Origin of the sequence: Bradyrhizobium sp. 170 (genome assembly GCF_023101085.1) — a bacterium.
GTDB lineage: Bacteria > Pseudomonadota > Alphaproteobacteria > Rhizobiales > Xanthobacteraceae > Bradyrhizobium.
This window is the reverse complement of record NZ_CP064703.1, coordinates 8317854-8330787: the sequence shown is the minus strand read 5'-3', so window position 1 is coordinate 8330787 and position 12934 is coordinate 8317854. Positions and strand designations below refer to the sequence as shown.

Genomic DNA, 12934 nt, shown 5'->3' with positions numbered 1-12934 from the left:
CGAAACCGGCACGGCGTTTCGCAGCCGGTTCGACGATTTTGGCAAGGCTTAAGAAGTAAGGCCAGGGAAGTCATGAGCAACAAGATGTGGGGCGGCCGGTTCACCGAGCGTCCCGATGCGATCATGGAGGAAATCAACGTCTCGATCGACGTCGATCGTCACATGTATGCCCAGGACATTGCCGCGTCCAAGGCCCACGCCGCGATGCTGGGCGCGCGGGGCATTATCACCGCTGTTGATGCGAAAAATATCGGCAAGGGTCTAGACACGATTTTGTCAGAAATCGGCAAGGGCACCTTCGACTTCAAGCGCGCGCTCGAAGACATTCATATGAACGTCGAGAGCCGGCTTTCCGAACTGATCGGGCCGGCCGCGGGACGGCTGCACACCGCGCGGTCGCGCAATGATCAGGTGGCGACCGATTTCCGGCTCTATGTCCGCGACACGATCGACGAGACGGATGCGGCGCTGGCCGCGTTCCAGCATGCGCTGGCCAGCCGCGCGCTGGAACATGCCGCGACCGTGATGCCGGGCTTCACCCATCTGCAGACCGCCCAGCCGGTGACGTTCGGCCATCATCTGCTCGCCTATGTCGAGATGGCCGCGCGCGACCGCGGCCGCTTTGCCGATGCGCGCAAGCGGCTGAACGAATCGCCGCTTGGTGCCGCAGCGCTGGCCGGAACCTCGTTTCCGATCGACCGCCATGCCACCGCGAAGGCGCTCGGCTTCGACCGGCCGATGGCCAATTCGCTGGATGCGGTCTCGGATCGCGACTTCGTGCTCGAAACGCTCTCCGCGGCCTCGATCGCGGCCGTGCACATGTCGCGTTTTGCCGAAGAAATCGTGATCTGGACCTCGCCGCTGGTGGGCCTGGTGCGGCTCTCCGACAAGTTCACCACCGGCTCCTCGATCATGCCGCAGAAGCGTAACCCGGACGCGGCCGAACTGGTGCGCGCCAAGACCGGCCGGGTGATCGGCGCGCTCAACGGTCTCCTGATCGTGATGAAGGGCCTGCCGCTCGCCTATCAAAAGGATATGCAGGAGGACAAGCAGGGTGCGATGGAGGCGTTTTCCGCGCTCTCGCTCGCGATTCGGGCCATGACCGGCATGGTCCTCGATCTCGTCCCCGACGAGAACAGGATGAAGGCCGCCGCCGGCGAGGGCTACGCCACCGCCACCGACCTGGCCGACTGGCTGGTGCGGACGCTGAAAATGCCGTTCCGCGATGCTCATCATGTCACCGGGCGAATCGTCGGCCTGGCCTCGAAGCAGGGCGTGGCGCTGCACGAACTGCCGCTCAAGGCGATGCAGGAGGTCGAGCCGAAGATTTCGGCGGACGCCCTGCGCGTGCTGTCGGTGGAAGCCTCCGTCAAGAGCCGGACCAGCTATGGCGGCACCGCGCCGAAGAACGTGCTTTCCCAGGCCAAAGCCTGGCTGAAGCGGCTGGAAAAAGAGCAAAAATTGGGCTGAGGAAAAAAATCGCTGCAATTTCTTGGGTTTTTCTTGGGTTTCCGTGGCCCATCGGCACTCGCCAGACTACGGCAATCTTTGTATGGTGCCGCGCGCATTGGGGATTTCGTCGTGATCAGTAACTACCGCCCGTCATCGTCGGGATGGGCCATCATCCTGTTGAGCGTGACCGCGCTCGCGCTCGGAGGCTGCGGACGCAAAAGTGGCCTCGACCTGCCGCCGAACGCGGCAGCGCCACAGGCCCAGGCCACGTCGGATACCGAGGCCGAGCGCGCGGCGCAGCCCGGCGTCTTCAATTCGACCTATGGATCCGACGCAGGCCCCAGCGCCCCCAAGGGCGGCAAGAAGAAATTCGTTCTCGATCCGCTGCTGGACTGAGACTGAGCGCACCATGAATCACTTCGACTATCGCAACGGCGTGCTGCACGCCGAGGCGGTCAACCTGTCCGAACTCGCGGATGCCGTCGGCACGCCGTTCTATTGCTATTCGACGGCGACACTGGAGCGCCACTACCGCGTCTTCACCGAGGCCTTTGCTGGCGAGAAGACGCTGGTCTGCTACGCCATGAAGGCGAATTCCAACCAGTCGGTGCTGCGCACGCTGGCGAAGCTTGGCGCCGGCGCCGACGTGGTGTCCGGCGGCGAACTCAAGCGCGCGCTGGCCGCGGGGATTCCGCCGAGCAAGATTCTTTTCTCAGGCGTCGGCAAGACCGAGCCCGAGCTGCGCGCCGCGCTGGCGGCGGACATTCTCTGTATCAACGTCGAATCCGAACCCGAACTGGAGCTACTGTCGAAGCTCGCCGTCGAGACCGGCAAGACCGCGCGGATTTCGTTGCGCGTCAATCCGGACGTCGATGCCGGCACCCACGCCAAGATCGCCACCGGCAAGTCCGAAAACAAGTTCGGCATTCCGATAGGGCGGGCGCGCGAGGTCTATGCCCTCGCGGCAAAGCTGCCGGGCATCGAGGTGACCGGCACCGACATGCATATCGGCAGCCAGATCACTGATCTCAGCAAGATGGAAACCGCGTTCCGGATCCTTTCCGATTTCGTGCAGACGCTGCGCGCCGACGGCCACAAGATCGAGCATATCGATTTCGGCGGCGGCTTAGGCATCCCCTATCACGCCGATCGCGAAGCGCCGCCATTGCCGTCGGCCTATGCCGCGATGGTCAAGCGGGTGACGCATAATCTCGGCTGCACGCTGATGTTCGAGCCCGGGCGGATGATCGTCGGCAATGCCGGTATTCTCGTGTCCCGCGTCATCTATGTGAAGCCGGGCGAGGCCAAGAACTTCGTCATCATCGACGCCGCGATGAACGATCTGATCCGCCCCACGCTGTACGAAGCCCATCACGATATCTTGCCGGTGCGCGAGCCGGCGAAGGGCGCGCGAACGATCACGGCGGACGTCGTCGGTCCGGTCTGCGAGACCGGCGACTATCTCGCCCTCGATCGCAACCTGCCCGAGCCCAAGGCCGGCGATCTCATCGCGATCATGACCGCCGGCGCCTACGGCGCGGTGCAGTCCGGTTTCTACAATACGCGCGCGCTGGTGCCGGAAGTTTTAGTCAAGGACGACCAGTACGCCGTGGTGCGCCCGCGCATCGAGGTCGAGGAACTGATCGCGATGGATAAGCCGGCACCCTGGCTGTGAGCGTTGTCGGTTCGATGCTCTCCTGAAGCGTCCGTCAGACGGTTTCGGCTGTTTTGGCCGTTATCACCGCACTCGTTCTTTGCGCTGCGTCATAGACCTTGACCTGAAGCATCGGGAATTTGGTTTTAAGTTCCCGCGCTTTCTTTTCGGCGGCTTCCTTTGTGTCGAACACCGCCTTCATCTGACCGTCGACCTCTATGCCGAAACCTTCCGTGATCGTGACATCAGCGCGCATGATGTTCCTGGGTATTGGCTCCTCGGTCGTCGTCGTTATGGATTTTCTCATCTCGGACCTCCCTTGTTATGTTCTGTCCACTGCCGCGTCATGGGCACTGGCTGCAAAACGAGGGTGGATGTTTTCGCCAAAGATTCTCATTCAGTCAGCGACTTGAAATCGCTGTCTATGCTCATATCTAAAACGCAGTCGATATGGATTCGTTCGGCTGCCAATCGGGCGCCAGGAACGCATACCGCACCGTCGAAGTTTGAGCGCCGCCCTCAGTGGCCCATCGACTGAATTGCAGCAGGACAATTCCTCCAGCGAACGTCGCACGGCTCTGCCGGAGCGGCATATGGACCAACATGAAATACATTTCGGAACTTAAGCCGGTAACGGCACAACCACGCCCAAATGCGGAAGTTGTGACCGGTGCGGTGCACCGACGATCGCGGCCCGCCCGAAGAAATGAATCTTCCGGGGTCCCTCGCCCTCAGGCGAAGAATGCTCAGAGCGCAGAGAAAAACTATGAACGCTACCTAGCCTTGGCCCGCGCTGAAGCTCTGAGGGGAGACTGGATTGCAGCGGAGAATTATTTCCAGCATGCCGAGCACTATTTCCGGTCGATGGCGAAGAATGCGAATTAGCGTGCCGTAGGATGGGTGGAGCGAAGCGATACCCATCACAGCAGAGCCGATGGGTATCGCTGCGCGCCACCCATCCTACGCAATACTGCTCCCCGAGATCGAACGTCGGGCGAAGTCGGCCGAGGGTGAGGTGAGGCATCCCTGCTTCAAGGGTCCTCGGGAGGACCTCTGATGCAGCCGTACACCCGATGCAAGACGGCGATTGCCGGACTTTCCCTTCCCTGCATTGAGTCCCATCGAGCCTGGAACCGTCTCACACCGTCGGGTTCCATACAGACATCGGCTCGAATCAGATTTTTATTTCGGTCCGCCGGACACCATGCGGATGGGCATGCCCGGCAGAGGACAAGGACGGCCCCAACGGTTGATGCTTAGCTGAAGCTGGGGGGCGTCCTTTTAATGTGCCGCACGGCGGTGCCGGGCACGCGGATTAAACGCGCTCAACTGCGGCGCGTTCGTATGGCAAAAATCCCAACTGAAGGGAGTTGATTCGATGATGCTTGAAACAATTCTGGCATTGTTGGGCCTCGCGACTTGCGCGCTGGTCCTCGTTTCATTCTGGGGCTCCGACCTCTTCGGAAGCCGCACGCGGAAGCGGAGTTAACAACTAGCGCGCCCGGTAAGCGTCCAGGGCGTGGGCTGCTAAGATTGCCAGGTTGAATAGTGCGAGAATCGCTGCAGAGGCGGCGATCACGGCTGCGCTTCCTGCTGGCCTGTTTCGGCGAGGTAATTCCCGCGCGACTGCATCCAAATCAGATCGAAGATGAATTGCATTTTTGGCCATCCCACATGGCTCTCCAGTTGAAAAAGGGATTTCCGAAAGGCGAGCGCCCGAAAAGGCTGTGCGTCAGCGCTACTTCGCCGCGTGGCCACCTTTCGCGCCGCCGACCACGATGCCCGCCGCCTTTTCGATCGGCTTGATCGCGGCGGTGAAATCCGACTCCGCGCCCTCGTCGCGAATGATGACTTCCCACAAGCGGCCGACGGCTTCGGCGACTTCCATCGACAGTCCCAGTGATTTCATCTCCTCCAGCGCGAGCCGCACGTCCTTCACCATCAAGCCGGTGGCGAAGCCGAAATCGAAGCTGCGCGGCAGCACCGCGCGCGGAAACTTGTCGCGGCTCGCGGTATTGAGGCCGGAGCCCGCGTTGATGACGTCGATCATCACAGCCGGATCCAGTCCCGCCTTGACGCCCATCACCACGGCTTCCGACGTCGCCACCATCGCGGTTGCGGAGAGGAAGTTGTTGGCAAGTTTCATCGTCTGCGCCGAGCCGGGTTTCTCGCCGATGAAGAACACCTTTCCGATCACGTCGAGCGCCGGCTTTACCGCCTCATAGTCGGCGCGCGGGCCGGAGGCCATCACCGCCAGCGTTCCCTTCTCGGCGCCGCCGACGCCGCCGCTGACGGGGCTGTCGATCTGCACGATGTTCTTCGCAGCCAGCAGGCCGTGAATTTTCGCCGCCATCTGCGATCCGACGGTGGAGAGATCGACGAAGCGCCTGATGCGCTTGCCCTCGATCACGCCGCCCGCGCCGGTCGCGACATCGAGTGAAGCCTGCAGCGACGGCAGGCTTGCCAGCACGGTCTCGCAGCGGTCGGCGATGTCCCTGGGCGAGGAGGCGACTTGCGCGCCGAGTGCGACCAGCTTGTCGACGGCTTCTTTCCGCGTATCGAACACGGTCAATTGATGCCCGGCTTCGACCAGCCGCCGTGCCATCGGAAAACCCATTTTTCCGAGGCCGATGAATCCGATTTCCATGGTGGTGTTTCCTCTTGCTCCGTCATTGCGAGCGCAGCGAAGCAATCCATGGCGCCGCATAGAAAAAGTGTGGATTGCTTCGCTGCGCTCGCAATGACGGCTGAAATTGCGGTGGCGTTACGGCTGCGTCTCAGCCCTTGTCCAGTTCCGCGAACACTTCGCGCGCGATCCGAAAACTGTCGACGCCGGCGGGGATGCCGGCATAGATCGACACCTGCATGAAGATCTCGCGGATCTCGTCGCGGCTGACGCCGTTGGTCAGCGCGCCCTTGATGTGCGCCTTCAATTCGTGCGGCCGGTTGAGGATCGAGATCATGGCGAGGTTGAGCATGCTGCGCGTCTTGTGCGGCAATTCCTCGCGGCCCCACACTGCGCCCCAGCAATATTCGGTGACCAGTTCCTGGAACGGCTTGTTGAAGCTATCGGCGTTCTTCAGGGCGTTGTTGACATAGGCCTCGCCGAGCACGGCTTTGCGAATTTCCAGTCCCTTGTCGTGTGTCTTCTGGTCCATGACGTTTCCTTAGGTATTTTTACGGTTCGAGGCGACGTTACGGGGCTAAAGCCCGGCAGTCACGCCTTCGTGTTATGCGTAATTCCGGGTGTGGGAACCTCTGGACGCGGGGTGCCTCAATGCCGCCGCCGTGCTAGGGTGATTTGTCGGCAACCCGGAGAATTTTGTTGAACGGAGCCTCCCCCGACCCCTCACAGCCCGCGCGCGAGCCGGATGCTGTCGCGCGGCTTCAACTGACGCAGGCCCTGCAACGGGCTCAGTATGCGATTGCGTGGGAGCGCGCCTGGCCGGGCTTCGCCCGGATTTTGAGCGTCGTCGGGCTGTTTCTGGTGGCGTCCTGGGCCGGATTGTGGCTGGCGCTCCCATTCGTTGCACGCGCGATCGGCATCGGCCTGTTCGTCCTGCTGGCGCTGGCAGCGTTGTCCCCGTTCGCGCGGTTTCGCTGGCCGACCCGCGAAGAGGCGTTGAGCCGGCTCGACCGCGGCACCGGCATTCGCCACCGCCCGGCGACCGCGCTGACCGACACGCTCTCGACCAGGGACCCGATCGCGCAGGCGCTGTGGCAGGAGCAGCGCGAGCGCACGCTGGCCTCGATCAAGCGGATCCGCGCCGGGCTGCCTTCGCCGCGGCTTCCGATCCACGATCCCTGGGCGCTGCGCGCGCTGGTCATGGTGATGCTGGCGGCCGCCTATGTCGCCGCCGGCGACGAACGCACGCTGCGCATCGCCGCGGCGTTCGACTGGAACGGCGTGCTGGCGCCGGCCAACGTCCGGGTCGATGCCTGGGTGACCCCGCCGGTCTATACCGGCAAGCCGCCGGTCATTCTGTCCGCCGCCAGGGATGCGGCTTCGCCCGATAGCGGAGCACCGTTGCCGGTACCGTCAGGCAGCACGCTGCTGGTGCGTTCCAGCGGCGGCACCATCGATGTCGTGGTCGGTGGCGGCGTGACCGAGGTCGCGCCGGGCGAGCAGGCGCCGAAGGGCACCAACGAACGGCATTTCAAGATCACCGCCGACGGCAGCGCGCATGTCCGCGCGCCGTCCGGCCAGCCGCTGTGGCGCTTCGCGGCCACGCCCGACCGCGCGCCGACCATTTCACTTGCCAAGGATCCGGAACGCCAGGCCCGCGGCTCGCTGCAGATGTCCTACAAGCTCGAGGACGATTACGGCGTCACCGAAGCGCGCGCGCAATTCGTCGCCCGCAACCCCGATGCGGCCAAAACTTCCGATGCCAAGACTCCCGATGCCAAGACTCCCGAGGCGAAGGACGGCAAGAACAAGGAGGCCGACAAGGCCGAGCCGCGGCCGCTGTTCGAGTCGCCGCAGTTTGCGCTGGTGCTGCCGAATGCGCGAACCCGCAACGGCGTCGGCCAGACGGTGAAGGATCTCAGCGAGGATCCCTATGCCGGCGCCGACGTCACGCTGACGCTCACGGCCAAGGACGAGGCCGGCAATGAAGGCAAGAGCGAGCCGTTCAACATGCGGCTGCCGGAGCGGCTGTTCACCAAGCCTTTGGCGCGCGCCCTGATCGAGCAGCGCCGCATCCTCGCCCTCGACGCCAACCAGAATGCACAGGTCTATACCGCGCTCGATGCGCTGATGATCGCGCCGGAACTGTTCACGCCGGAGACCGGTCACTATCTCGGTCTCTTTAGCGTGTCCCGCCAGTTGGAGGCCGCGCGCACCGACGCCGCGCTACGCGAGGTCGTCGCCAGCCTGTGGGCGCTGGCCGTCACCATCGAGGATGGCAACATCAGCGATGTCGACAAGGCGTTGCGCGCGGCGCAGGAGGCGCTCAAGCAGGCGCTGGAACGCGGCGCCACCGACGAGGAGATCAAGAAGCTCACGGATAATCTGCGCGCCGCGCTGGACAATTTCCTGCGCCAACTCGCCGAGCAGCTAAAAAACAACCCGCAGCAATTGGCGCGTCCGCTCGATCCCAACACCAAGATGCTGAGCCAGCAGGATCTCAAGAGCATGCTCGACCGGCTGGAGCGGCTGTCGCGGTCCGGCGACAAGGATGCTGCCAAGCAGCTGTTGGAACAGCTGCAGCAGATGCTGGAAAACCTGCAGATGGTGCAGCCCGGCCAGGGCGGCGACGACATGGAGCAGGCGCTGAACGAACTCGGGGACATGATCCGCAAGCAGCAGCAATTGCGCGACAAGACCTACAAGCAGGGCCAGGATTCCAGGCGCGACCGCATGCGCGGCAAGCAGGGAGACAAGCAGGGCGACCAGAGCATGGGCGACCTGCAGCAGGACCAGCAGGGCCTGCGCGATCGGCTCAAGAAATTGCAGGAAGAACTCGCCAAGCGCGGCATGGGGCCGGGCCAGCGCGGCCAACAGGGCCAGCAAGGCCAGCAGGGCCAGCGCGGCGAACGGGGACAGGGTCAGCAGGGCCAGGGCCAGCAGGGCCAGGGCCAGCAGGGTCAAGGCGGCGACCAGGGCGACGGCGAGGACGGGCTCGATCAGGCCGATTCGGCGATGGGCGACGCCACCGGCCGGCTCGGCGAGGGCAATGCCGATGGGGCGGTGGACTCACAAGGTCGCGCGCTGGACGCGCTGCGCAAGGGTGCCCAGAGCCTGGCCGAGGCCATGCAGCAAGGTGACGGCGATCAGCCGGGCGACGGCCCCGGCAATCCCAGAGGCCGCCAGCAGGGCGCGGCCAACTCGACCGATCCGCTGGGACGGCCGATGCGCAACAACGAATTCACCGACGATTATACCGTGAAGATCCCCGGCGAGATCGATGTGCAGCGGGTGCGCCGGATCCTCGAAGAGCTGCGGCGTCGTCTCGCCGATCCGTCCCGCCCGCAGATCGAACTCGATTACATCGAGCGGTTGTTGAAGGATTATTGAAGTTTCCGCGCAGCGCTGAACTGTCATCACCCGCGAAGGGGGTGATCCAGTATTCCAGAGACGCCGGTGATTGAATCGAGAAGCCGCGGCGTACTGGGTCCTCAGCTTTCGCGGGCGATGACAACCGTTGATGTGGCTCATCCGCTCTTCTCGCCGATTCGTCCCGCCCGAAGATCGAGCTCGATTACATCGAGCGGCTCTCGAAGGGATTATCGAACGGCGCCACTATCGGCGCGAATCAGGACGGTTTGCTGCTGCGACGTTTTTTGGCCTTCAGCCATCCAACGATTGCGACCGGAACGCAAAGGCCCGCCCCTATGATCACGGTACCCCAGTCTTTCGTCAGGTAACCCAGTGAGACCAGAATGTGGGCCAAAGCTGCCGATGCGAAGAACCCCACAGCTCCGGCGGTCCACTGCGCAGGGGTCCACCAGTATGGGCCCTTGTTGATTTCCATTTCTGAGGCCTTTTGACACTAGGAATTAGAACATTCCAAAGTGGTGGGCATCATTGCAACGAAAAATTGAAATTCGGTTGCTTCTCTATCCTGCCTTTCGCGCCGCCAGCGCGTCCGCGACTGCGGTGCGGATATCGTGCACCGAGAACGGCTTCGTCACCACGTCGTGCACGATGGCGTTGAGGCCGGAGGCGCGTTCGCGCTGATCGGCGAAACCCGTCATCAACAGGATCTTCAGGCTGGGAAAATCGCGCGCCGCCGTCAGCGCCAATGCGATGCCGTCCATCACGGGCATCTGGATGTCGGTCAGCAGCAGGTCGAACGTGCCTTTTTCGCGGGTCAGGATATCGAGCGCTTCGGCGCCGTCCTCGGCGGTGACGGTCTCGTGGCCGTCCATGGCGATGGCGCGCGCCACCAGCGAACGCATGGAATCTTCGTCATCGGCAATCAGCACGCGTGGCATGAAGTCGTCTCTCTCGCCTCAGCGGAACAGGCGGCCTGGTTCAGGCCTGGCCGGCCAGATCCCGCTTGTTGAAAAAGCGTACGTCAATATTGCGGCCTTCGGGCGGCGGCGAAGCCAGCCGCGACTTGAAGTAGGCGCGCTCGCCGGGCTTGAGCACCGGCTGCTCGAGCACCGCGTTCCAGGCGTAGACCTCCGTGCCCTCCGCGTCGCGGACGGAAAAGCGCAGCCGCGGCAATTCGACCGGTTTCCTGGTCTCGCCGACGATCGTGCCTTCGATGACCAGGACCGGCTTGCCGTCCACGGTCTCGTTGGTGATCTTGATGTCCTTGAACGCCAGCCCGCGCAGGTTCACTTCCAGACCGACCATCTTGTAGAACGTCGCGGTTTGCGGCAGCAGCCGCACGACATCGGCGCGCCAGATCATCAGCGCCAGGATCAGCGCGCCCATCGCGGCGCAGGCGGTCGGCAGGCTGGCGGACGGCATGCGCGGCAGGGAGGGCAGCCGGAAAAGGCGGGCCAACCGCTGACGGTGCGTGGTGATCGGGATTTCCTCATGGTTCTCCGCATCCTGCCGGGCGGCCGACGGCCAGTCGTTGTCGCCGCCTGGTTGCGAACCTTCGCCGTCGGCCGGCCAGCCGGCCGAAATCGAGGGGCTGTCGACCATCGGGGCGTCCTGTCCCTCTTCCTCGCGCGCCAGCGCCTCCCACTCGGCCGCGGCATCGTTCTCGGCCGGCGGGGCCGATTGCGCCGAAGCTGGCATGGCGGCCGGTATGGCTGCCGCCATTTCGATCGCGTCTTCGGGCCGCGCCAGCCAGGTTTCCTTGCAGCGCGAACAGCGGACGGTACGTCCGGCGGGCCCCAGGGTGGCAGGATTGATGGCGTAAGATGTTGTACAATGAGGGCAAACGATATGCATGGAGCCCATCTCTACCGTGTCTTTGCCCGGATGCTACATAGCGACTGTTAACGAATCGGAAACCATAACGGTCGCAAAACCGTTTTGTCCGGTTGGTTCCCAAGCCAGCGGGCCACGAGCCCAAAGTTCAGGTTCGGGTCCAGGTTCAGGTTCAAGTCCGGGGTTTCCAGCCGCGGCCCACGCCGAGCGGAGCTCGGCAACTGTCCATGCCGAGCGGAGCTCGGCAACTGTCCATGCCGAGCGGAGCTCGGCAACTGTCCATGCCGAGCGGAGCTCGGCCACGGTTCATGTCGAGCGGAGCTGAGCTTGGTTCGGTTCGAAAATGTCGGTTTGCGGTACGGGCTCGGCCCGGAGATTCTGCGCGACCTTACTTTCCTGATTCCGGCGCATTCCTTCCAGTTTCTCACCGGCCCCTCGGGCGCGGGCAAGACCTCGCTGTTGCGGCTGTTGTTTCTGTCGCTGCGGCCGACGCGCGGCCTCGTCAACCTGTTCGGCCAGGACGTTTCGCTGCTCGGCAAGGATCAGGTTGCGAACCTGCGCCAGCGCATCGGCATCGTGCTGCAGGATTTTCGCCTGCTCGACCACATGACGACCTATGAGAACGTGGCGCTGCCGTTCCGCGTGATGGGCCGGGAAGAATCCAGCTATCGCCGGGAGGTGATCGATCTCCTGAAGTGGGTCGGCCTCGGCGAGCGCATGGACGCGCTGCCGCCGATCCTGTCGGGCGGCGAGAAGCAGCGCGCCGCGATTGCGCGCGCGGTGATCTCGCGGCCGCAATTGCTGCTGGCGGACGAGCCGACCGGTAGCGTCGACCCGACGCTCGGCCGGCGCCTGCTGCGGCTGTTCATCGAATTGAACAGGCTGGGCACCGCTGTCATCATCGCGACCCACGACATCACGCTGATGGACCAGTACGAGGCGCGGCGGATGGTGCTGCACCAGGGACGGTTGCACATCTATGAGTAGGATGGGTGACGAGCATGGGCCGCTGGTAGACCTCGGCACCGAACGCCCGCAGGTGCCGGCGCAGGCGCGCAACATGTCGCCGATCGTGCCGCGGGCGTCGATCTCCGGCCGCGCGCTGGTCGCCGTCGTCGCCATCATGACGTTCCTCGCATCCATCACCACCGGCACCGTGCTGCTCGTCAGGGCATCGGCCGCGGAATGGCAGTCGGAAGTCGCCAGCGAAATCACCATGCAGGTGCGCCCGCAGGCAGGGCGCGATCTCGATCGCGATGTAACGGCGGCGGTGGAGGCAATGCGGACGCAACCCGGCATCGTCCAGGTCAAGCCGTTCAGCAAGGACGAATCGGCCAGGTTGCTGGAGCCGTGGCTTGGCAGCGGGCTGTCGATCGAACAGTTACCGGTGCCGCGCGTCGTCGTCGCGCGCGTCCAGCCCGGCACCACGCTCGACCTCGCGGCATTGCGCAGGGCGGTGACCCAGGTGGCGCCGTCGGCGAGCGTCGACGATCACCGCGCCTGGATCGAGCGCATGCGCTCGATGACGGGGGCCACCGTGTTTGCCGGCATCGGCATTCTCGTGCTGGTGATCGCGGCGACGATCATTTCGGTTTCGTTCGCGACCCGCGGCGCGATGGCGGCGAACCGCCCGATCGTCGAGGTGCTGCACTTCGTCGGCGCCGGCGACCGCTATATCGCCAACCATTTCCTGCGGCATTTTCTCAGGCTCGGGCTGGAGGGCGGGGTGATCGGCGGCGGCGCCGCCATGCTGGGTTTCGGCTTCTCCGAATCGATCGCCGCCTGGTTCTCGGGCACCCCCGTCGGCGATCAATTCGCTGCACTGCTGGGGACGTTTTCGCTGCCGCCCTCAGGCTATCTGGCGCTCGCGGTACAGGCCGTGGCGATCGCCGCCATTACCGCCTGGGCCTCGCGGCGAACGCTGTTCGCCACGCTGGACGATATCGATTGACGACTCCACTTCGCTCGAAAACGTTATAGAATTCCGTGGGGAGAGG

General features: G+C 63.9%; 11 protein-coding genes and 1 pseudogene. 7 read left to right on the top strand and 5 right to left on the bottom strand.

Annotation, left to right across the window (positions count from 1 at the left end):
* Positions 1 to 72 precede the first annotated feature (72 nt).
* The 3 genes from argH (at position 73) to lysA (ending at position 3127) form a co-directional block, all read left to right on the top strand.
* Positions 73 to 1470, top strand: coding sequence for an argininosuccinate lyase (gene argH, locus IVB05_RS39235; protein WP_247781433.1), 1398 nt, complete (start codon positions 73 to 75; stop codon positions 1468 to 1470).
* Between the two features lie 111 nt (positions 1471 to 1581).
* Positions 1582 to 1848 (top strand): lipoprotein, encoded by a 267-nt coding sequence (locus IVB05_RS39230; protein WP_247781432.1) that lies wholly within the window; start codon positions 1582 to 1584, stop codon positions 1846 to 1848.
* Positions 1849 to 1861: 13 nt separating this feature from the next.
* Positions 1862 to 3127: a diaminopimelate decarboxylase gene (gene lysA / locus IVB05_RS39225; protein ID WP_247781431.1), complete on the top strand. Its 1266-nt coding sequence runs from the start codon at positions 1862 to 1864 to the stop codon at positions 3125 to 3127.
* A 34-nt stretch (positions 3128 to 3161) separates the two neighbouring features.
* Here lysA and IVB05_RS39220 read toward each other — a convergent pair whose 3' ends face one another.
* Positions 3162 to 3362, bottom strand: coding sequence for a hypothetical protein (locus IVB05_RS39220; protein ID WP_247781430.1), 201 nt, complete (start codon positions 3360 to 3362; stop codon positions 3162 to 3164).
* 347 nt (positions 3363 to 3709) lie between these two features.
* Here IVB05_RS39220 and IVB05_RS39215 point away from each other — a divergent pair.
* Positions 3710 to 3976: pseudogene (locus tag IVB05_RS39215) on the top strand (DUF4167 domain-containing protein); the annotation flags it as partial.
* Positions 3977 to 4844: 868 nt separating this feature from the next.
* Here the strand turns inward: IVB05_RS39215 and IVB05_RS39210 are convergent.
* Both IVB05_RS39210 and IVB05_RS39205 read right to left on the bottom strand, forming a co-directional pair.
* Entirely contained in the window at positions 4845 to 5753 is a 909-nt protein-coding gene (locus IVB05_RS39210; protein ID WP_247781429.1) for an NAD(P)-dependent oxidoreductase, read from the bottom strand.
* A 130-nt stretch (positions 5754 to 5883) separates the two neighbouring features.
* Entirely contained in the window at positions 5884 to 6264 is a 381-nt protein-coding gene (locus IVB05_RS39205) for a carboxymuconolactone decarboxylase family protein (RefSeq protein ID WP_212418832.1), read from the bottom strand.
* A gap of 167 nt (positions 6265 to 6431) precedes the next feature.
* Between IVB05_RS39205 and IVB05_RS39200 the strand changes: the two genes are divergently transcribed.
* The gene (locus IVB05_RS39200; RefSeq protein ID WP_247781428.1) at positions 6432 to 9122 is read left to right on the top strand and encodes a TIGR02302 family protein; all 2691 of its coding nucleotides are present in this window, start codon (positions 6432 to 6434) and stop codon (positions 9120 to 9122) included.
* Between the two features lie 542 nt (positions 9123 to 9664).
* On the opposite strand, the gene IVB05_RS39195 is transcribed toward IVB05_RS39200, so the two are convergent.
* Both IVB05_RS39195 and IVB05_RS39190 read right to left on the bottom strand, forming a co-directional pair.
* The gene (locus tag IVB05_RS39195; protein ID WP_247781427.1) at positions 9665 to 10042 is read right to left on the bottom strand and encodes a response regulator; all 378 of its coding nucleotides are present in this window, start codon (positions 10040 to 10042) and stop codon (positions 9665 to 9667) included.
* 40 nt (positions 10043 to 10082) lie between these two features.
* Positions 10083 to 10958, bottom strand: a complete 876-nt coding sequence (locus tag IVB05_RS39190; RefSeq protein ID WP_247781426.1) for an MJ0042-type zinc finger domain-containing protein — start codon at positions 10956 to 10958, stop codon at positions 10083 to 10085.
* 306 nt (positions 10959 to 11264) lie between these two features.
* On the opposite strand from IVB05_RS39190, the gene ftsE reads away from it, so the two are divergent.
* On the top strand, positions 11265 to 11924 hold the full coding sequence (gene ftsE / locus IVB05_RS39185; protein WP_247781425.1) for a cell division ATP-binding protein FtsE: 660 nt from the start codon (positions 11265 to 11267) through the stop codon (positions 11922 to 11924).
* Positions 11917 to 12888, top strand: coding sequence for an ABC transporter permease (locus IVB05_RS39180; protein WP_247781424.1), 972 nt, complete (start codon positions 11917 to 11919; stop codon positions 12886 to 12888). Before ftsE ends, IVB05_RS39180 begins: the two co-directional genes overlap by 8 nt.
* The last annotated feature ends 46 nt before the right edge of the window (positions 12889 to 12934 follow it).

Excerpts from the sequence above, each read along its gene's own strand:
- IVB05_RS39205 (WP_212418832.1), bottom strand. The coding sequence starts at position 6,264 with ATGGACCAGAAGACACACGACAAGGGACTGGAAATTCGCAAAGCCGTG.
- IVB05_RS39210 (WP_247781429.1), bottom strand. The coding sequence starts at position 5,753 with ATGGAAATCGGATTCATCGGCCTCGGAAAAATGGGTTTTCCGATGGCA.
- IVB05_RS39195 (WP_247781427.1), bottom strand. The coding sequence starts at position 10,042 with ATGCCACGCGTGCTGATTGCCGATGACGAAGATTCCATGCGTTCGCTG.
- IVB05_RS39190 (WP_247781426.1), bottom strand. The coding sequence starts at position 10,958 with ATGCATATCGTTTGCCCTCATTGTACAACATCTTACGCCATCAATCCT.
- IVB05_RS39220 (WP_247781430.1), bottom strand. The coding sequence starts at position 3,362 with ATGCGCGCTGATGTCACGATCACGGAAGGTTTCGGCATAGAGGTCGAC.
- lysA (WP_247781431.1), top strand. The coding sequence starts at position 1,862 with ATGAATCACTTCGACTATCGCAACGGCGTGCTGCACGCCGAGGCGGTC.
- IVB05_RS39180 (WP_247781424.1), top strand. The coding sequence starts at position 11,917 with ATGAGTAGGATGGGTGACGAGCATGGGCCGCTGGTAGACCTCGGCACC.
- argH (WP_247781433.1), top strand. The coding sequence starts at position 73 with ATGAGCAACAAGATGTGGGGCGGCCGGTTCACCGAGCGTCCCGATGCG.